This window comes from Stenotrophomonas ginsengisoli (assembly GCF_001431485.1).
In the GTDB taxonomy this organism is placed as follows: domain Bacteria; phylum Pseudomonadota; class Gammaproteobacteria; order Xanthomonadales; family Xanthomonadaceae; genus Stenotrophomonas; species Stenotrophomonas ginsengisoli.
Map to the genome: position 1 here is coordinate 129345 of NZ_LDJM01000007.1, position 19780 is coordinate 149124.

A 19780-nucleotide genomic window follows, 5' to 3' on the forward strand; every position below is an offset into this window, starting at 1 on the left:
GGCATCGGCCACACCACGAGAACGACATGAGCCAGAGCAGCCCCAGCACCGCCAATGCCGGTGAATACCTCTCCTTTACCCTGGGCAACGAGCAGTACGGCGTGGATATCCTCAAGGTGCAGGAAATCCGTGGCTATGACCAGGTGACCCGGGTGCCGGACGCACCGGATTACATCAAGGGCGTGATCAACCTGCGCGGCACCATCGTGCCGGTGATCGACCTGCGCCTGAAACTGCGCCTGGAAAACGCCCGTTATGACGCCTTCACCGTGATGATCGTGCTCAACGTGGAGCAGCGCGTGGTCGGCATCGTGGTGGACAGCGTGTCCGACGTGATTGCCCTGAATGCCGAGCAGATCCGGCCGACCCCGGAATTCGGTGCGGCGGTGGATACCCGATTCATCAACGGCATCGGTACCCAGGACGAGCGCATGCTGATCCTGCTGGACATCGAAACCCTGCTCGATACCGCCGAGCTGGTTGACACCCGCCGTGTAGACGCGGCGTAAAAATTGATTTAGCGATGTAAAGATGGCCTTCACCAGGCCGATAGAAATGCAGGGGCGCTCCCACCGCCCCTGACCACATCCCTATCGGACCCAAACGCCATGATGCATCCGCTGTTGAAGACCGCAGGCCTTGCCGGCCTGCTGGCTGTACTGCCGGCCTCCGCCTCGGAAATGATCCCCCCGGAAACCGCTGTCCGCCATGTCGGCAAGGACGGTCTGGTCTGCGGCCTGGTCGAACGCGGCCGTTATGCCGAAGGCTCGGAAGGTCAGCCGACCTTCCTGCACATGGGCGGTGCCTTCCCCCGCCACACCTTCTCCGCCCGCATCCCGGGCAGTGCCCGCGGCAGCTTCGATTTCGCTCCCGAATCGCTGCAGGGCAAGACCATCTGCGTCAGCGGCCGGATCGCACGTGACGCCTCGCGCGCCGAAATCGAAGTGCGTTCGCCGTCGGCCATCAAGCTGGCCACCATCAAGTAAGCCCCCTGCTGCCCCGGTCTGCTGATCGGGGCAGCCTTTCATTGATCCCTTCGGAGACACCCGATGCAGTGGTTCAACACGCTCAAGCTCGGCCCACGCCTGCTGCTGACCTTCGCCATCATCATTGCCCTGATGCTGGTCCAGGCCGCCATTTCCTGGAACGGCATGGCCCGCATCAACCAGGCCAGCACCAATCTGGCCGAAAAGAACATGGTCCGTATGCAGCTCATCGGTGCGATGCGTGCCGACCTGAGCGAGTACCGCAGCAACGTCTACCAGACCCTGGTCCGGGCTAGTGACGAGATCAAGCAGGCAGGCACGCAGTTCGCATTGCGCCGTGCCAAGGCCGTGGAAGACAACACCGCATTGCTGGCCAAGCAGATGGCTGGCAGCAATGAGGAAGCCAAGTTCAAACAGTTCGTCGTCCAATGGCAGGAGGCCCGCAAGTCCTATCAGGACGTGCGCGAGCTGGTCGATCTGGACCTGGGCGATGACGCCATCGATGTCTTTGTCACCGATACCCGCCTGAAGCATGTGACCGCACGCGACACCCTGGAAGAACTGGCAGCGCTGGAAGCCAGCAATGCCTTGCAAGCACAGGCGGATGCGCAGAGCGCCTACAACCGCTCCCTGATCGGTCTGGGCGTGTCGCTGCTGCTGAGTCTGGCTCTGGGCTCGGTGCTGGTGCTGCTGTTCGTGCGCTCGCTGGTGGCACGCATGCGCTATGCGCTGCAGATCACCACCGATGTGGCCAACGGCAACCTCAACGGCAACATCCGCGCCGAAGGCCAGGACGAAGTGGCCGAGCTGCTGCGCAGCATGGCCCGGATGCAGAACGACCTGCGCGAGCGCATCGACAACGACGCGCGCATCGCTGCGGAAAACCTGCGCATCCGCAACGCGCTGGAAGCCTCCAGCACGCCGGTGTACCTGGCCAATGCCGACCTGCAGATCGTGTTCTGCAACCCGGCCCTGAGCAAGCTGCTGGGCCAGCGCCATGCGTTCTTCCACAAGCAACTGCCGGCAGGCAGCGAGGTGGAACAGCTGCTCGGCCAGAATGTGGCCCTGCTCGAACCGGGCCAGACCGTGGACCAGCAGGTAGTCGCGCAGCTGACTCGCAGCGGTTTCGTGCAGCGCCAGCTCAGCTTCCCGGGCAACGATGGCAGCGTCTGCCACATCAGCCAGAACATCAGCTCGATCACCGACGCCGGTGGCGCACTGCTGGGCTTCTTTGTCGAATGGAATGACCGCACCGACGACGTGCAGGTGGAAGACGAGCTCGGCGATGTGATCTCCGCAGCAGCCGAAGGCCGCCTGGACCGCCGCATTGCCACCGATGGCAAGGACGGCTTCCACCTGACCATGGCGGTGAACATGAACCGCCTGCTGGATGCCAACGCACTGGCCATCGGCGAGCTGTCCACCTTGCTGGTGGCGCTGGCCGAAGGCGACCTCACCGCACGCATGGAAGGCCAGTTCCACGGTGTGTTCGCGCAGATGCGTGACAACGCCAACGCCACTGCCAGCCAGCTGGCCGACATCGTCGGCCGCATCCAGCATGCCGCCGGCCAGATCACCCTGGCCGCCAGCGAGATCGCCAGCGGCAACCAGGACCTGTCCCAGCGTACCGAGCAGCAGGCGGCCAACCTGGAAGAGACCGCCGCCTCGATGGAGGAACTGACCTCCACCGTGCGCCAGAACGCCGAGCATGCCCGCCAGGCCAACCAGCTGGCCGTGGGCGCGGCCGATGTGGCGGCCAAGGGCGGCCAGGTGACCCAGTCCATGGTCAGCACCATGAGCGGGATCGAGCAGTCCTCGCGCAAGATCGGCGACATCATCAGTGTGATCGACGGCATCGCCTTCCAGACCAACATCCTGGCCCTCAATGCGGCGGTGGAAGCGGCACGTGCCGGCGAACAGGGCCGTGGCTTTGCCGTGGTCGCCGCCGAAGTGCGTACCCTGGCCCAGCGCAGCGCGGCGGCAGCCAAGGAGATCAAGACCCTGATCGACGACTCGGTGGGCAAGGTGGCCGATGGCTCGGCCCTGGTTTCCCAGGCCGGCGCAACGATGACCGACATCGTCACCTCGGTGCAACGCGTGACCGACATCATGGCCGAGATCAGCGCCGCCTCGCAGGAGCAGAGCGCCGGTATCGAGCAGGTCGGTCAGACCGTGGCCCAGATGGACCAGACCACCCAGCAGAACGCTGCCCTGGTGGAGGAAGCCACCGCGGCGGCGCGCGCGATGGAGGAGCAGGCAACCCAGCTCAGCCAGGCCGTGGCCATGTTCAAGCTGGACCAGCACCCGGCCGCCAGCGTGGCTGTGGCAGCCCCGCCCGCCCGCCAGACCGCGCAAGCGGCAGCCAGCGTGGCCGCAGCGGCACCGGCAGCAGGCAAGCGCGCCACGGCCAAAGCCAAGGCCAAACCAGTGGCAGCGGCCAGCGTGCGCGAGCCGGCCTTTGCCAATGACGATGACTGGCAGGAATTCTGATCCTGCCCGGGCCCCGGTCTGACCGGGGCCCTCGCCTTCCTGCCGCCCGGTACGCAGCCTGCTGCGCTGCCGGTGACGGCCGCACCATGCTCCCGGACACCGGCGCACCATGAACATCAAACGTATCTGGTCCAACTACATCACCGGCATTTCAGTACGCCGCAAGCTCAACCTGCTCACCGTATTGATCGCGCTGGGCGTGATCAGCCTGTCGGTGGTGGCCGCACGCATCCAGTACCTGGATCTGTATGCCACCCGCCTGGCGACCGTGCATGCCCATACCGAAGCCGGCAACAGCGTGCTGGCCCATTACGCAGGCCTGGCCGACAGTGGCCAGCTCAGCCTCGAGCAGGCCCAGGCACAGGCCATCGAGACCCTGGCCAGCATGCGGGCCGAATCCAGCGGGATGTACTACACCCTGCTGGACACCCGCAGCGACACCATCGTGATGCACCCGTTCCGGCGCGAACGGGCCGGCACCGCACTGGCCGATTACACCGACGAAGCCGGCGTGGCCTACAACAGCCTGCTGTCCCAGGCCGCACGCGAGGGCGGCGGGCAGGTCACCTACCTGTCGCGCCAGTCCGCCGACAAGGCCCCGGTGCAGCGCGTTGCCCATGCCATCCCCTTCGCCCCCTGGCACTGGGCGGTGAGCACCGGTGCCTACGTCAATGACGTGCAACAGCAGGCACTGGCCTTCACCGCGGTGATGACCGTGGCCGGCGGCGCCCTGGTGCTGATCGTACTGGCCCTGTCCTGGTTCATCGGCAACAGCATCATCGTGCCGCTGCAGCGGGCCACCCGGGTGGCCAACAACATCGCCGGTGGCCAGCTGGACAATGACACCCGCACCGGTGCGCGCGACGAGACCGGCCAGCTGCTGACCAGCATGGGCCGGATGCAGGAGCAGCTGCATGGCGTGATCCAGGCCACCCGCCAGTTGGCCGGCCAGCACCAGCAGGGCATGGTCAGCCAGCGCATCGACAGCAGTGTGCTGCCGGGCGAATACGCGTTGATGGCCGATGAGGTCAATGCCCTGGTCGCCCACCATGTGCACACCGCACAGACCCTGGCCGTGCTGGCCCAGGCCTATGCGCAAGGTGACCTGCGCCAGGACATGCCGGCCCTGCCCGGCGAGCAGGCGGCACTGAGCCAGGCCATGGCCGCGGTCAAGAGCAACCTGCTGGCCATCAGCGAAGCGATCACCAGCCTGTCCAGCGCAGCAGTGGCCGGTGATTTCAGCGTGCGCCAGGACAGCAGCCGCTTTGCCTGGGGCTTTGCCGACATGGTTGATCGCCTCAACACCCTGATGGTCACCACCGACCAGGGCCTGGCCGCCCTGTCGCAGCTGCTGCGCGCCATTGCCGACGGCGACCTGACCCAGACCATGGCCGGGCGCTTCAATGGCGTGTTCGCCCGCATGCAGGCCGATGCCAACCTGACCGTGGACAACCTGGCCGGCATCGTCGGCCGCATCCACCAGGCCAGCGTGCACATCGAGCAGGCCGCCAACGAGATCTCCGGCGGCAACAGCGAACTGTCGCGCCGCACCGAGCAGCAGGCGGCCAATCTGGAGGAAACCGCGGCCTCGATGGAAGAGCTCACCGCCACCGTGCAGCTCAATGCCGGCCATGCCCAGCAGGCCGACCGTCTGGCCGGCCAGGCCGCCGGGGTGGCCGCCGAGGCCGGGCAGCAGGTCGGTCAGGCCGTGCACACCATGTCCCAGATCGCCCAGGCCTCGCGCCGGATTGCCGAGATCATCTCGGTGATCGACGGCATCGCCTTCCAGACCAACATCCTGGCCCTCAATGCCGCCGTGGAAGCGGCCCGTGCCGGCGAACAGGGGCGCGGTTTTGCCGTGGTCGCCGGCGAGGTGCGCACCCTGGCCCAGCGCAGCGCCACCGCCGCGCGCGAGATCAAGGGGCTGATCGATGATTCGGTACAGCAGGTCGACCTGGGCGTGGAACAGGTCAACCGTGCTGGCCAGACCATGACCCGGGTAGTGGACAGCGTGCAGGAGGTCAATGGCCTGATGACCCAGATCAGCCAGGCCTCCAGCGAACAGGGCAGCGGCATCGCCCAGGTCAGCCAGACCATCATGCAGATGGACCAGGGCACCCAGCAGAACGCGGCCATGGTCGAGGAAGCCAGTGCCGCAGCCCATGCCATGCAGGGCCAGTCACGCGATCTGCTGGCGGCAGTGGCCGCCTTCCGTCTGGCCAGCCACTGAGGCCATCGCAACATCAAGCACTGCGCACAACGCCCGGCCCTGCCGGGCGTTGTGCGTTGTGGCAGCACCGCAGGGCAGCTTCGGCACCGCTGCGGCCGGCGCCCGCCCGCGGCTGCAAGCGTCGCATCACACCGTTTTAACACATTGATTCAACAGGTAATCTTCACAAACTGACGACAACTTCGCTATCAAGCCGGGCGCGAATGTGGCCGCTATCACGGAACAGGCAGCAACACGCCACGCCGTCCACGATCGCCCCAAGGAGTTCGTCATGCAGTGGTTTACCGATCTACCGATCGCCCGCAAGTTGGCGGTTGCCTTCATCATCACCACCCTGATGTCAGTGGCCCTGGGCGCCCTTGCCCTGACCCGGCTGTCATCGATCAACAAGCAGCTCGAGCAGATCGGCTCGACCTGGGTCCCGGCGGTACAGCAGCTGGGCGAGATGCGCTCGATGCTGGGCGAGTACCGCATCTTCGAGATGACCCGGCTCAAGCTGGCCGGCGATCCGGCCGCTGCCGATGCCCTGTTGCCGCAGCTGGCCCAGGCCCAGGCCGCCATCACCGCCGCCGAAGCGGCCTACAACGCCCTGCCCGGGGAGATGTCCGACCACCAGAAGGCCCTGTATGCCCGTGTCACCGAAGGCTACAAGGTGTACTTCGACGCTCACCGCCGGATCGAGTCAGCCCTGGCCGCCGGAGACGTGGACAGCGCCTGGAAGATCAGCGAGACCGATTCGCGCAGTGCCCGCTCCGAGCTGTTTGTCAGCGTCAAGGACCTGGTGGACTACAACGTGCGCAACCTCGGTGAGCAGGTCCAGGCCACCAGCAACAGCTACCACGCCACCCGCAACACGATGCTGGTGGCGCTGGCGGTGCTGATGCTGGCGGCCATCGGCCTGGCCTTGGCCATTTCCCGCAGCATCGCCGGCCCGCTGCAGCAGGCCAATGCGGTGGCCCACAACATCGCCCAGGGCAGGCTGGATGACGCCATCCACAGCACCGCGGCCGATGAGAGTGGCCAGTTGCTGCGCAGCATGGCGCAGATGCAGCTGCAGCTGCGCGCGGTGATTGCCTCGCAGCAGGAACTGGCCCACCAGCACGATATCGGCACCATCAGCCACCGCATCGACGAGGCCGCCTTCCCCGGCCAGTTCCGCACCATGGCCGAGGTGGTCAATGCCTGCGTGGCCCAGCACATCGGGGTCAAGATGCGGGTGGTGGAAGTGATGCGCCGCTACGCCATCGGCGACCTGTCGGTGGACATGGACCGCCTGCCCGGCGAGAAGGTGGTGATCACCCAGGCCATGGATGCGACCAAGGCCAGCCTGTCGGCGATCAACCAGGAGATCAAGCGCCTGGCCGCCGCCGCCGCTGCCGGTGATTTCAGCCAGCGCGGCGAGCAGGACCGCTACGAGCACGACTTCCGCCAGATGGTGATCAGCCTGAACCAGCTGATGGCCACCTGCGAAGGCAACCTGGGCCAGCTGTCGCAGCTGCTGCGCGCCATTGCCGGCGGCGACCTCACCCAGACCATGCAGGGCCAGTTCAACGGCGTGTTTGCGCAGATGCGCGATGACGCCAACACCACGGTGGCCAACCTGACCTCCATCGTCGGCCGCATCCAGCAGGCCAGCAGCAGCATCACCACCGCGGCCAGCGAGATCGCCAACGGCAATGCCGACCTGTCCCAGCGCACCGAGCAGCAGGCGGCCAACCTGGAGGAAACCGCGGCCTCGATGGAGGAACTGACCTCCACCGTGCGCCAGAACGCCGACCATGCCCGCCAGGCCAACCAGCTCACCATCGGCGCGGCCGGCGTGGCCACCGAAGGCGGCCAGGTGGTGGAAAAGGTGATCACCACGATGGGCGCGATCGAGCAGTCCTCGCGGCGCATTGCCGACATCATCTCGGTGATCGACTCGCTGGCTTTCCAGACCAACATCCTGGCCTTGAACGCGGCGGTGGAAGCGGCGCGGGCCGGCGAACAGGGCCGCGGTTTTGCCGTGGTTGCCAGCGAGGTGCGCACCCTGGCCCAGCGCTCGGCCGATGCGGCCAAGGACATCAAGAGCCTGATCGATGACTCGGTGGCACGCGTGGCCGACGGTTCGGCCCTGGTCAACCAGGCCGGCTCGACCATGGCCGAGATTGTCGGCAGCGTGCAGCGGGTGTCGGACATCGTGGCCGAGATCAGTGCCGCCTCGCAGGAGCAGAGCAGCGGCATCGAGCAGGTCAGCCAGACCGTGACCCAGATGGACCAGACCACCCAGCAAAATGCCGCCTTGGTGGAGGAGACCACCGCCGCGGCGCGCAGCATGGAGGAACAGGCCATGCAGCTGGCCCAGGCTGTGTCCGCCTTCCGTCTGGCCGCACAGCCGCTGGCTGCCAGCAGCCCTGCCCGCCACAGCGACAAGTCAGCATCGCGGGTGGCCGGCAAGCCGGCCCGTGGCCGCGAGCACGCTGCCGGCAACGTCCTGCCCGCCTTCGTCAGTGAAGCCATCCAGGCCGGTTCGGCCGATGACTGGCACGAGTTCTGAACCCCAGCCGGCACGATGGTGCGTCCAGACCGGGCGCACCATCAATTCCGCATCACAGCGGCCGATAACCTTACTGACGTCCCGGATCCAACTGCCATGTCTGCCGCCGCCTCCGCCTTCACCGAAACCCGCGAATTCGAGTTTGCCGACCGTGACTTCCGCCGCGTCTGCGAATTGATCCACCAGCGCGCCGGCATCGCCCTGGCTCCGGCCAAGCGCGACATGGTCTATGGCCGCCTCTCGCGCCGCCTGCGGGCGCTGGGCCTGAGCAGCTTCCAGCAGTACCTGGACCTGCTGGAAAACCAGGATGGCGAGGAATGGCAGGCCTTCACCAATGCCCTGACCACCAACCTGACCGCCTTCTTCCGCGAGCCGCACCATTTCCAGCGCCTGGCCGAGGAGCTCAAGCAGCAGCGTGTGCGTGGCGGCACGGTGCAGTTGTGGTCGTGTGCGGCCTCCACCGGCGAGGAGCCCTATTCGATGGCCATCACCGCCTGCGAGGCCTATGGCAGCCTGACCCCGCCGGTGCAGATCATCGCCACCGACGTGGACACCCAGGTGCTGGCCACCGCCTCCCGTGGCGTGTACGGGCTGGACCGCATCGCCGGGCTCGACGAGCAGATCAAGAAGCGCTATTTCCAGCGCGGCACCGGGCCCAATGCCGGCAAGTGCCGGGTCCTGCCGGCACTGCGCAAGCTGGTCCAGTTCCAGCAGTTGAACCTGCTCAACAGCCGCTATGACGTGGGCGGCCCGTTCCACGGCCTGTTCTGCCGCAACGTGATGATCTACTTCGACAAGCCGACCCAGCGCGACATCCTCGGCCGTCTGGTCACCCACATGGATGCCGACAGCCTGCTCTACACCGGGCACTCGGAAAACTACCTGCACGCCGCTGACCTGATCACCCCCTGCGGGCGCACGCTGTACCGGCGCACCGGCAAGGTGGGCGCATGAGCGCAGCCACCCTGGCCGCCGATGAGGTGATGCGCTACCACGATGCGCGCTTCGGCACCCTGACCGCCAAACTGCTGCCCACCCAATACCTGGTGGTGGATGACGACACCGCCCTGACCACCACCCTGGGCAGCTGCGTGGCCGCCTGCATCCGCGACCCGCTGCTGGGCATCGGTGGCATGAACCATTTCCTGTTGCCCGACGGCCACAGCGGTGATGGTGCGCCGGCGCGCTACGGCAGCTATGCGATGGAGCTGCTGATCAACGACCTGCTCAAGCGCGGTGCCAGCCGCAAACGGCTGGAAGCCAAGGTGTTCGGCGGCGCCAACGTGCTCAAGGGCTTCACCTCCAACCCGGTGGGCACGCGCAATGCCGAGTTCGTGCGCAGCTACCTGGCCAGCGAGCAGATCCCGATCCTGGCCGAGGACCTGTGCGGCATCCATCCGCGCCGGGTCTGGTTTTTCCCCAACACGGGCAAGGTGATGGTCAACCGCCTCCCGCACGCGCACCAGGCCGAAGTGGCGGCCGCCGAATCGGCCGTGCGTGCCCGCCTGTCCCGAGCCCCGGTCACCGGCGGCGTGGAGTTGTTCTGATGAGCCTGCAACGTGCCTGCAAGGTGCTGATCGTCGACGACTCGGCCGTGGTGCGCCAGTTGTTGACCGAGATCCTGGATGGCGACCCGGACATCGAGGTGGTCGGCACCGCCGCCGACCCCTATCTGGCACGCGAGAAGATCAAGCGCCTGAACCCGGACGTGCTCACCCTGGACGTGGAAATGCCGCGCATGGACGGGTTGATGTTCCTGCACAACCTGATGCGCCTGCACCCGATCCCGGTGGTGATGATCTCCTCGCTGACCCAGCGCGGTGCCGATACCACGCTGCAGGCCCTGGCCCTGGGCGCGGTGGATTTTGTCAGCAAGCCGACCCTGGATGTGCAGCGCGGCCTGCGCGCCTTCGCCGAAGAGATCACCGCCAAGGTCAAGATGGCCGCCCGGGCCCGGGTCCGGGTACCTGATCGACCGCCGGTCAGCGCACCGCCCAGCGTCAATGCGCCGGCCGGCAGCGCTGGGACCATGGCCGCCTTGGCCAGCCGCGCCCGCTTCCGCACCACCGACCGCCTGATCGCCCTGGGCGCTTCGGCCGGTGGCACCGAAGCGCTGCGCGTGGTGCTGGAAGCCATGCCGGCCGACGCCCCGGCCGTGGTCATCACCCAGCACCTGCCGGGCAGCTTCAGTGCCGCCTTTGCCGAGCGCCTGGACCGCCACTCGGCCATAGCCGTGCGCGAGGCCAGCGATGGCGAGGCCATCCTGCCCGGCCATGCCTACATTCCCAAGGGCGGCCTGCACCTGCGCGTGGTCGGTGACGGTGCGCGCTGGCGTTGCAAGCTCGACGACGGCCCGCCGGTCAACCGCCACAAGCCGGCGGTGGACGTGCTGTTCCACTCGGTGGCGCAGACCGTGGGAGCCAATGCGATCGGCGCGATCCTCACCGGCATGGGTGATGACGGCGCCCGCGGCCTGCTGGCCATGCGCCAGGCCGGTGCCCGCACCCTGATCCAGGACGAGGCTTCCAGCGTGGTCTGGGGCATGCCGGGCGCGGCCCACAAGCTCGGTGCGGCCGAAGAAGTGCTGCCCCTGCAGCGCATCGCCGAACGCCTGCTCAGCCTGGCCCGCGCCAGCGCCTGAGCGGCACGCTGCAATGCAGCATGCGCCTGCGTACGCAGGCGTGTTCCAATCCCTGTGAATTCAGCTTCAATTTATCTTCAGGGAGAAACACCATGCTCGAGCGCCCGTGGCTGGCCCACTATCCTGCCGGCGTACCGCACCAGATCGACCTGGCGCCGTACACCTCGATAATTTCCGTCATGCAGGAAAGTGTGGGCAAGTACCGCGACCGCCCGGCCTTCACCCACATGGGGCGCGAGCTGGACTACGCCCGCCTGGACACCCTGAGCCAGCAGTTTGCCGCCTACCTGCTGGGCGAGCTCAAGCTGAAGAAGGGTGACCGCATCGCGATCATGATGCCCAACTGCCTGCAGTACCCGGTGGCGGTGTTCGGTGCCCTGCGTGCCGGCCTGACCGTGGTCAACACCAACCCGATGTACACCCCGCGCGAGCTGCGCCACCAGCTGGTGGATTCGGGCGCAGTGGCCATGCTGGTGCTGGACAACTTCGGTGCGGTGGTCCAGGAAGTGATCGCCCAGACCCAGCTGCGCCACGTCATCACCACCGGCCTGGGCGACATGCTCGGCGGGGCCAAGGGCATGCTGATCAACTTCGTGCTCAAGCACGTCAAGAAGATGGTGCCCGACTACCACATCACCGGCGCGGTGCGCTTCAACCACGTCCTCAAGCAGGGCGCCGGGCACAGCCTGCCGGCGGTGGACATCGGCCTGGATGACATCGCCTTCCTGCAGTACACCGGCGGCACCACCGGGGTGGCCAAGGGCGCCATGCTCACCCACCGCAACATGGTGGCCAACATGCAGCAGGCCGCCGCCTGGGTCGGCACCAACGTCAACCACGGCCACGAGGTGATCATCACCGCGCTGCCGCTGTACCACATCTTCGCCTTGACCGCGAACTGCCTGGTCTTCATGAAGTTCGGCGCGCGCAACCACCTGATCACCAACCCGCGCGACATGCCCGGCTTCGTCAAGGAACTGGGCAAGGTGCCGTTCACCGCCATCACCGGGGTCAACACCCTGTTCAACGGCCTGCTCAACACACCTGGCTTTGACCAGCTCGATTTCTCCCGCCTCAAGCTCACCCTCGGTGGCGGCATGGCGGTGCAGCGCGCCGTGGCCGAGCGCTGGAAGCAGGTCACCGGGGTCACCCTGGTCGAGGCCTACGGCCTGACCGAAACCAGCCCGGCCGCCTGCATCAACCCGATGGACCTGGCCGCCTACAACGGCTCCATCGGCCTGCCGGTACCCTCCACCGATGCGATGATCCGCGGCGAGGAAGGCCAGGTGCTGGGCATCGACGAGGTCGGCGAGCTGTGCATCCGTGGCCCGCAGGTGATGGCCGGCTACTGGAAGCGCCCGGAGGAAACGGCCAAGGCCATCGACGCCGATGGCTGGCTGGCCACCGGCGACATGGCCCGGATGGACGCCAACGGCTTTGTCTACATCGTGGACCGCAAGAAGGACATGATCCTGGTCTCCGGCTTCAACGTGTATCCCAACGAGATCGAGGACGTGCTTGCCGCCATGCCCGGCGTGCTGGAAGTGGCCGCCTACGGCGTGGCCGACGACAAGTCCGGCGAAGCGGTCAAGGTGGTGATCGTGCGCAAGGACCCGTCGTTGACCGAAGCCCAGGTCAAGGACTACGCCCGCACCCAGCTCACCGGCTACAAGCTGCCGCGCTTTGTCGAGTTCCGCAACGAACTGCCCAAGACCAACGTCGGCAAGATCCTGCGCCGCGAACTGCGTGACCAGGACCCGGCCAACAAGTGACCTGATGGCCGCGCGAGGCTATCCCTGCGCGACACGTTCCCAGCCACTGATGCCCAAATAAAAACCCCCGGCTTGCGCCGGGGGTTTTTTGTCACCTCAACCTTGCGGTATCAGGATCAGACCGTAGCGGCCACGTCCTGGTAATCAGCAATCTGGTCGAAGTTCATGTAGCGGTAGATCGACTCACCGGCACCGGCCAGTACGCCAGCCGCTTCCATGTACTCGGCCTTGGTCGGGATGCGGCCCAGACGTGCACAGATGGCGGCCAGTTCGGCCGAACCCAGGTACACGTTGGTGTTGCGGCCCAGACGGTTGGGGAAGTTGCGGGTCGAGGTCGACATCGCGGTGGAGCCTTCGCGGATCTGTGCCTGGTTGCCCATGCACAGCGAGCAGCCCGGCATTTCCATGCGTGCGCCTGCACCACCCAGGGTCGAGTAGTGGCCTTCCTTGGTCAGCTCGGAGGCATCCATCTTGGTCGGCGGGGCCACCCACAGACGGGTCGGGATGTCGCGCTTGCCTTCCAGCAGCTTGGCAGCGGCGCGGAAGTGACCGATGTTGGTCATGCACGAACCGATGAACACTTCATCGATCTGGGCACCGGCCACATCCGACAGGGTCTTCACGTCGTCCGGGTCGTTCGGGCAGGCCACGATCGGCTCGTGGATGTCGGCCAGGTCGATTTCGATGACGGCAGCGTATTCGGCGTCGGCATCCGGCTCCAGCAGCTCCGGCTTGGCCAGCCAGGCTTCCATCTTCTCGATACGACGGGCCAGGGTGCGGGCATCGGCGTAACCTTCGGCAATCATCCACTTCAGCAGGGTGATGTTGCTGGTCAGGTACTCGATGATCGGCTCCTTGTTCAGGCGCACCGAGCAGCCGGCAGCCGAACGCTCGGCCGAGGCATCGGACAGTTCGAACGCCTGCTCGACCTTCAGGTTCGGCAGACCTTCGATTTCCAGGATGCGGCCGGAGAAGATGTTCTTCTTGCCAGCCTTGGCCACGGTCAGCAGACCCGACTTGATGGCGTACAGCGGGATGGCGTTGACCAGGTCACGCAGGGTGACGCCCGGCTGCATTTCGCCCTTGAAGCGCACCAGCACCGACTCCGGCATGTCCAGCGGCATGACGCCGGTGGCAGCAGCGAAGGCGACCAGGCCCGAACCGGCCGGGAAGGAGATGCCCACCGGGAAACGGGTGTGCGAGTCACCACCGGTACCGACGGTGTCCGGCAGCAGCATGCGGTTGAGCCAGGAGTGGATCACGCCGTCGCCCGGACGCAGGGAAACACCGCCACGGGTGGAGATGAATTCCGGCAGGGTGTGGTGGGTCTTGACGTCCACCGGCTTCGGGTAGGCAGCGGTGTGGCAGAACGATTGCATCACCAGGTCGGCCGAGAAGCCCAGGCAGGCCAGGTCCTTCAGCTCGTCACGGGTCATCGGGCCGGTGGTGTCCTGCGAGCCGACCGAGGTCATCTTCGGTTCGCAGTAGGTGCCCGGGCGCATGCCCTTGCCTTCCGGCAGACCGCAGGCGCGGCCGACCATCTTCTGTGCCAGCGAGAAGCCACGGCCGTTGTCGGCCGGCTGCACCGGCAGGCGGAACAGGTCGGTGGCCGGCAGGCCCAGCGACTCACGGGCCTTGGCGGTCAGGCCACGGCCGATGATCAGCGGGATGCGGCCGCCGGCGCGCACTTCGTCAAACAGCACATCGCTCTTGACCGCGAATTCGGCGATGACTTCGCCGTTCTTGATGGCCTTGCCTTCGTACGGGCGCAGCTCGACCACGTCGCCGTGGTTCATCTGCGACACGTCCAGCTCGATCGGCAGGGCGCCGGCATCTTCCATGGTGTTGTAGAAGATCGGAGCGATCTTGCCGCCCAGGCAGACGCCGCCGGCGCGCTTGTTCGGGATGAACGGGATGTCATCGCCAGTCCACCACAGCACGGAGTTGGTGGCCGACTTGCGCGAGGAACCGGTACCGACCACGTCACCGACGTAGGCGACCAGGTTGCCCTTGTCCTTCAGGTCCAGGATCTGCTGGATCGGGCCGCGCTTGCCGTCTTCTTCCGGGGTGAACGGTGCGTCCGGACGCTTGTTCTTCAGCATCGCCAGGGCGTGCATCGGGATGTCCGGGCGGGTGGTGGCGTCCGGTGCCGGCGACAGGTCGTCGGTGTTGGTTTCGCCCGGCACCTTGAACACGGTGACGGTCAGGCTGGACGGTACTTCCGGGTTGGAGGTGAACCACTCGGCATCGGCCCAGCTCTGCATCACGGCCTGGGCATTGGCGTTGCCACCCTTGGCCTTGGCTTCCACGTCGTGGAAGGCATCAAACACGAGCAGGGTCTTCTTCAGGCCATCAGCGGCAATGGTGCCGACAACGGCGTCGTCCAGCAGCTCGATCAGCGGGGCGACGTTGTAACCGCCGAGCATGGTGCCCAGCAGTTCGGTGGCGCGCTCGCGGCTGATCAGTTCGTTCTTTTCGCTGCCAAAGGCAATGGCGGCCAGGTAAGAGGCCTTGACCTTGGCGGCATCATCGACACCGGCCGGCACGCGGTTGGTGATCAGGTCGACCAGGAACTCGGCCTCGCCAGCCGGCGGGTTCTTCAGCAGTTCGATGACATCAGCGGTCTGCTGGGCAGACAGCGGCAGCGGCGGGATGCCGAGAGCAGCGCGCTCGGCGACGTGGTGGCGGTAGGCTTCCAACATGGACAACTCCCGAAGGGTACGGATAAAGAAATAAGGTGGGCTCAGGCTTGCGGCACGATCAGCTTCAGGCCCTTGAAGTAGTCGCGAAAAAATTTGTCGTTCCAGGTGATCAGGCCGTCGCACTGCAGCAGTGCATGGGCGCCGACCATGAAGTCGTCGATCCGGCGGCTGTCGCCGGCACGCTGGCGGTGGCGGCGGTGCATCTCGCCGGCGCGCAGGGCCGACTTGGCCTCCAGCGCGGAGAACAGCACGCCCATTTCCTCCAGCGCCTCCAGCACCTCGGCACCGCCGCGCAGGGACGCGCAGATCTCGGCCAGGGTGGTACCGCAGACCACCACGCGGCCGCTGACCAAGGCCTGGCGCAGGCAGGCTTCCACCGCATCGGCACGCTCACCGTTGCTGAGCAGCTCGATCAGGACCGGGGAATCAACGGCGATCATGCTCAACCCTCGTCGCGGACCACGGCCACGGCGGCTTCGGCCGAGTCAAAGCCGTCCAGGGCGAACTTGCCGCGGGCCCGCGAGATGGCGTCATCCACGCTCTTGCGCAGGATGATCCGGCTGCCTTCCAGCTCGACCTTGAGCAAGGTGCCCTTGCTCAGGCCCAGCGCATCGCGCACCGCCTTGGGCAGGGTGATCTGTCCGCGTTCGGCAACAGTGGCTTCCATGGGCGCTCCTGGTCGGTCAGAGACTCAAAGTATGCACAGATTATACATACCCAGAGCTGCATACCCCTACCCCCGCTGCCCGATCCAGGACTACTGCCGAGCAAATGACGGTTGCCATTGCGTGATCCGTTCAGGCTTGTGACCACGCTGCCCTTACATCCGCCTTTCTACAGTGGCCGGAGCCTTCGCCATCCAGGATGCCAGCCATGCATGACAGTTTCTCCACCCGTGACACCCTGTCGGTCAACGGCCAGGACTACATCTATTACTCCCTGCCACGGCTGGCAGCCCAACACCCGATCGACCACCTGCCCTACAGCCTGAAGATCCTGCTGGAAAACCTGCTGCGCCATGAAGATGGCGGGCAGACGGTGGACGCCGGCCACATCAAGGCCCTGACCCAGTGGGATCCAGCCGCCGAACCGTCGGTGGAAATTGCCTTCATGCCCGCCCGCGTGGTGCTGCAGGACTTCACCGGCGTGCCCTGCGTGGTCGACCTGGCCGCGATGCGCGATGCGGTGGTTGCCCTGGGCGGCCGGCCGGAGCAGATCAACCCGCTGATCCCTTCCGAACTGGTGATCGACCACTCGGTACAGGTGGATGAATTCGGCAGCGAGGATGCGCTGGACATCAATGGCCGCATCGAGTTCGAACGCAACGGCGAGCGTTACAGCTTCCTGCGCTGGGGCCAGAACGCCTTTGACAACTTCAAGGTGGTGCCGCCCAACACCGGCATCGTCCACCAGGTCAACCTGGAGCATCTGGCCCGGGTGGTGATGGCCGCCGAACGCGACGGCCAGGCCCTGCTGTATCCGGATACCGTGTTCGGCACCGATTCGCACACCACCATGATCAATGGCATCGGTGTACTCGGCTGGGGCGTGGGCGGGATCGAGGCCGAGGCGGCCATGCTCGGCCAGCCCTCCTCGATGCTGATCCCGCAGGTGGTGGGTTTCCGCCTGACCGGCAAGCTGCCCGAAGGCACCACCGCCACCGACCTGGTGCTCACCGTGACCCAGATGCTGCGCGCCCATGGCGTGGTGGGCAAGTTTGTCGAGTTCTTCGGCGACGGCCTGCAGCACCTGCCGCTGGCCGACCGCGCCACCATCGGCAACATGGCCCCGGAATACGGCGCCACCTGCGGCATCTTCCCCATCGATGCCGAAGCACTGAACTACCTGCGTCTGTCCGGGCGCAGCGAGGCGCAGATTGCCCTGGTCCAGGCCTATGCCCGTGCCCAGGGCCTGTGGCACGAGCCGGGCGCGGCCGAGGCCAGCTACTCTTCGGTGCTGCAGCTGGACATGGCCACGGTGGTGCCGTCACTGGCCGGGCCCAAGCGCCCGCAGGACCGCGTCCTGCTCGGTCAGGTGCGGGCCAACTACCACAGCGCGCTGGAACCGTTCTCGCTGGCCCGGCGCAAGCGCATCCCCTTGGTCGAGGAAACCGAGCGGCTCAAGGATGAGGGCGGCGGCGGCGCTGCGGTCGGCGCTCGCGAAGCGGCGCGCGAATCCTCGCCCGATTCCGGTGCCGCCTGGCAGCTGCATGACGGTGCGGTGGTGATCGCCGCGATCACCTCCTGCACCAACACCTCCAACCCGGCGGTGATGCTCGGCGCCGGCCTGCTGGCGCGCAACGCGGTGGCCCGCGGCCTGACCAGTGCGCCATGGGTGAAGACCTCGCTGGGCCCGGGCTCGCGCGTGGTCACCGATTACCTGGAGCGGGCCAACCTGCTCGAGCCGCTCGAGCAGCTCGGCTTCAATGTAGTGGGCTACGGCTGCACCACCTGCATCGGCAACTCCGGCCCGCTGCCGGACGATGTCAGCGCAGCCATCCGCCATGACGACCTGGTGGTGGCCTCGGTGCTGTCGGGCAACCGCAACTTCGAAGGCCGCATCCATCCGGAGGTCAAGCTCAACTACCTGGCCAGCCCGCCGCTGGTGGTGGCCTATGCCATCGCCGGCTCGCTGGAAGTGGACCTGAGCAATGACCCGCTGGGCACCGGCAGCGATGGCGAACCGGTCTACCTGCGCGACATCTGGCCCTCCAACCAGGAGATCGGCGACCTGATCGCCAGCACCCTGAGCCCGGAAATGTTCGCCCGCAACTACGCCGACGTGTTCGCCGGCGATGCGCGCTGGAATGCCATTGCCGCGCCCACCAGCCAGCGCTTTGTCTGGGACAGCGCCTCCACCTACATCAAGAACCCGCCCTACTTCCAGGGCATGACCATGGACGTGGGCCGGGTCGAGGACATCCACGATGCCCGCGTGCTCGGCCTGTTCGGCGACTCGATCACCACCGACCACATCTCCCCGGCCGGCAACATCAAGGCCGATTCACCGGCCGGCCGTTTCCTGCAATCACGCGGGGTGGCCCCGCTGCAGTTCAACTCCTACGGCAGCCGGCGCGGCAATGACGATGTGATGGTGCGTGGCACCTTCGCCAACATCCGCATCAAGAACCTGATGCTCGGCGGTGAGGAAGGCGGCAACACGCTGTACTACGGGCCCGGCAATGCGGCACCGGAGAAGCTGGCCATCTACGATGCCGCGCTGCGCTACAAGGACGATGGTGTGCCGCTGGTGGTCCTGGCCGGCGCCGAGTACGGCACTGGTTCCTCGCGCGATTGGGCGGCCAAGGGCACCAACCTGCTCGGGGTCAAGGCGGTGATCGCCAGCAGTTTCGAGCGCATCCACCGTTCCAACCTGGTCGGCATGGGCGTGCTGCCGCTGCGCTTTGTTGATGGCCAGGGCATTGCCAGCCTCGGCCTGGATGGCAGCGAGCGTTTCAGCATCACCGGGCTGGACAACGGCAATGCCCGCCAGGCCACGGTCACCGCCACCCGCAGTGACGGCAGCCAGCAGCATTTCCAGGTCGATGTGCTGCTGTTGACCCCCAAGGAAGTGGAGTACTTCCGCCACGGTGGCCTGCTGCAGTACGTGCTGCGCCAGTTGGCCGCACGCGACTGACTCCTCGGCTACCGGATGCAGGCGCAAGCCCAGCCCCGCGCACGCACGCGGGGCGTTCGGCAGGGCGCGAGGCATGCCTCGCAATCGCCCTGCCTCACCCACCACGGTGGCCTGCTGCAGTACTTGCTGCGCCAGTTGGCCGCACGCGACTGACGCCCTCGGCTACCGGATGCAGGCGCAAGCCCGGCCCCGCGCTCGCACGTGGGGCATCATGCGGGGCATTCGGCGGGGCGCTAGGCGATGCCGGACACGCGCCCCGCCCTTCCTCCCGATTGACCTGCTGCCATTGTCGCTGCGCCAGCCGGCGGTGGCAGCCTGGTCAGGAAGATCAGCCCTCACCAGCCCCCGCAGCCATTACCGCTCAAGGCTGCTGGCCATCACCCCATTGCGCGCGGTAGAGCTGCCACTGCCCGTCCTGCTCGCGCCAGTGGGTGCTGACCTGATGGATGCGGCCGCGCTCGAACAGGCGGCCATTGCCACCGGCCAGCACCACAGTGAAATCTGCCTGGGCGCTCTGTCCATCAATGCGCACATCCAGCGGGCCCAACACCACCTCGATGCGCTGGTTGAGCAGCAGTTGCGCACGCAGCAGGCGCTCCAGCGCCTGCCGGTCCATGCCACCGTTGCCGAGGAAATCCCCGGCCAGCGGCGTAATCACCCGGGCCGGCTCACGCTGCTCCACCCCCTGCTGCATCTGGGTGATCCGTGTGCGCAGTGCCTGCTCCGGCGTGCTGCGGCTGCAAGCAGCCAAAACCAGCAACAACACAGCACCAAGCGTCCAGTTGAC

General features: G+C 66.5%; 14 protein-coding genes. 10 read left to right on the forward strand and 4 right to left on the reverse strand.

Features of this window, described 5'->3' with window-relative positions; all coding sequences use genetic code 11:
- Nucleotides 1-26 precede the first annotated feature (26 nt).
- The 9 genes from ABB30_RS02680 to ABB30_RS02720 all read left to right on the forward strand — a co-directional run bounded on the left by ABB30_RS02680 (nt 27) and on the right by ABB30_RS02720 (nt 12655).
- Nucleotides 27-509, forward strand: a complete 483-nt coding sequence (locus ABB30_RS02680; protein ID WP_057636761.1) for a chemotaxis protein CheW — start codon at nt 27-29, stop codon at nt 507-509.
- A 102-nt stretch (nt 510-611) separates the two neighbouring features.
- The gene (locus tag ABB30_RS02685) at nt 612-986 is read left to right on the forward strand and encodes a hypothetical protein (RefSeq protein WP_057636808.1); all 375 of its coding nucleotides are present in this window, start codon (nt 612-614) and stop codon (nt 984-986) included.
- Nucleotides 987-1049: 63 nt separating this feature from the next.
- Nucleotides 1050-3476, forward strand: a complete 2427-nt coding sequence (locus ABB30_RS16860; RefSeq protein ID WP_057636762.1) for a methyl-accepting chemotaxis protein — start codon at nt 1050-1052, stop codon at nt 3474-3476.
- A gap of 109 nt (nt 3477-3585) precedes the next feature.
- On the forward strand, nt 3586-5706 hold the full coding sequence (locus tag ABB30_RS02695) for a methyl-accepting chemotaxis protein (protein WP_057636763.1): 2121 nt from the start codon (nt 3586-3588) through the stop codon (nt 5704-5706).
- Nucleotides 5707-5977: 271 nt separating this feature from the next.
- Nucleotides 5978-8242: a methyl-accepting chemotaxis protein gene (locus tag ABB30_RS02700; protein WP_057636764.1), complete on the forward strand. Its 2265-nt coding sequence runs from the start codon at nt 5978-5980 to the stop codon at nt 8240-8242.
- Nucleotides 8243-8338: 96 nt separating this feature from the next.
- On the forward strand, nt 8339-9196 hold the full coding sequence (locus ABB30_RS02705) for a CheR family methyltransferase (protein ID WP_057636765.1): 858 nt from the start codon (nt 8339-8341) through the stop codon (nt 9194-9196).
- Nucleotides 9193-9789, forward strand: a complete 597-nt coding sequence (cheD, locus tag ABB30_RS02710; RefSeq protein WP_057636766.1) for a chemoreceptor glutamine deamidase CheD — start codon at nt 9193-9195, stop codon at nt 9787-9789. Before ABB30_RS02705 ends, cheD begins: the two co-directional genes overlap by 4 nt.
- Nucleotides 9789-10883 (forward strand): protein-glutamate methylesterase/protein-glutamine glutaminase, encoded by a 1095-nt coding sequence (locus ABB30_RS02715; protein ID WP_057636767.1) that lies wholly within the window; start codon nt 9789-9791, stop codon nt 10881-10883. Before cheD ends, ABB30_RS02715 begins: the two co-directional genes overlap by 1 nt.
- 92 nt (nt 10884-10975) lie before the next feature.
- A complete protein-coding gene (locus tag ABB30_RS02720) occupies nt 10976-12655 on the forward strand; it encodes an AMP-binding protein (RefSeq protein ID WP_057636768.1) in 1680 nt (559 codons plus the stop codon).
- A gap of 116 nt (nt 12656-12771) precedes the next feature.
- Here ABB30_RS02720 and acnB read toward each other — a convergent pair whose 3' ends face one another.
- Genes acnB through ABB30_RS02735 form a run of 3 tightly spaced genes read right to left on the reverse strand, consistent with a single transcriptional unit; the run spans nt 12772 to nt 16024 of the window.
- On the reverse strand, nt 12772-15357 hold the full coding sequence (gene acnB / locus ABB30_RS02725; RefSeq protein ID WP_057636769.1) for a bifunctional aconitate hydratase 2/2-methylisocitrate dehydratase: 2586 nt from the start codon (nt 15355-15357) through the stop codon (nt 12772-12774).
- 41 nt (nt 15358-15398) lie between these two features.
- Nucleotides 15399-15797, reverse strand: a complete 399-nt coding sequence (locus ABB30_RS02730; RefSeq protein WP_057636770.1) for a type II toxin-antitoxin system VapC family toxin — start codon at nt 15795-15797, stop codon at nt 15399-15401.
- A 2-nt stretch (nt 15798-15799) separates the two neighbouring features.
- A complete protein-coding gene (locus ABB30_RS02735; RefSeq protein WP_057636771.1) occupies nt 15800-16024 on the reverse strand; it encodes an AbrB/MazE/SpoVT family DNA-binding domain-containing protein in 225 nt (74 codons plus the stop codon).
- A gap of 206 nt (nt 16025-16230) precedes the next feature.
- On the opposite strand from ABB30_RS02735, the gene acnA reads away from it, so the two are divergent.
- Nucleotides 16231-18993 carry an aconitate hydratase AcnA gene (gene acnA, locus ABB30_RS02740; RefSeq protein WP_057636772.1) on the forward strand — a complete coding sequence of 921 codons (2763 nt, stop codon included), beginning with the start codon at nt 16231-16233 and terminating at the stop codon, nt 18991-18993.
- Between the two features lie 361 nt (nt 18994-19354).
- Here the strand turns inward: acnA and ABB30_RS02745 are convergent, their stop codons facing one another.
- On the reverse strand, nt 19355-19744 hold the full coding sequence (locus tag ABB30_RS02745; RefSeq protein ID WP_161808816.1) for a Cif family virulence factor: 390 nt from the start codon (nt 19742-19744) through the stop codon (nt 19355-19357).
- Between the last annotated feature and the right edge of the window lie 36 nt (nt 19745-19780).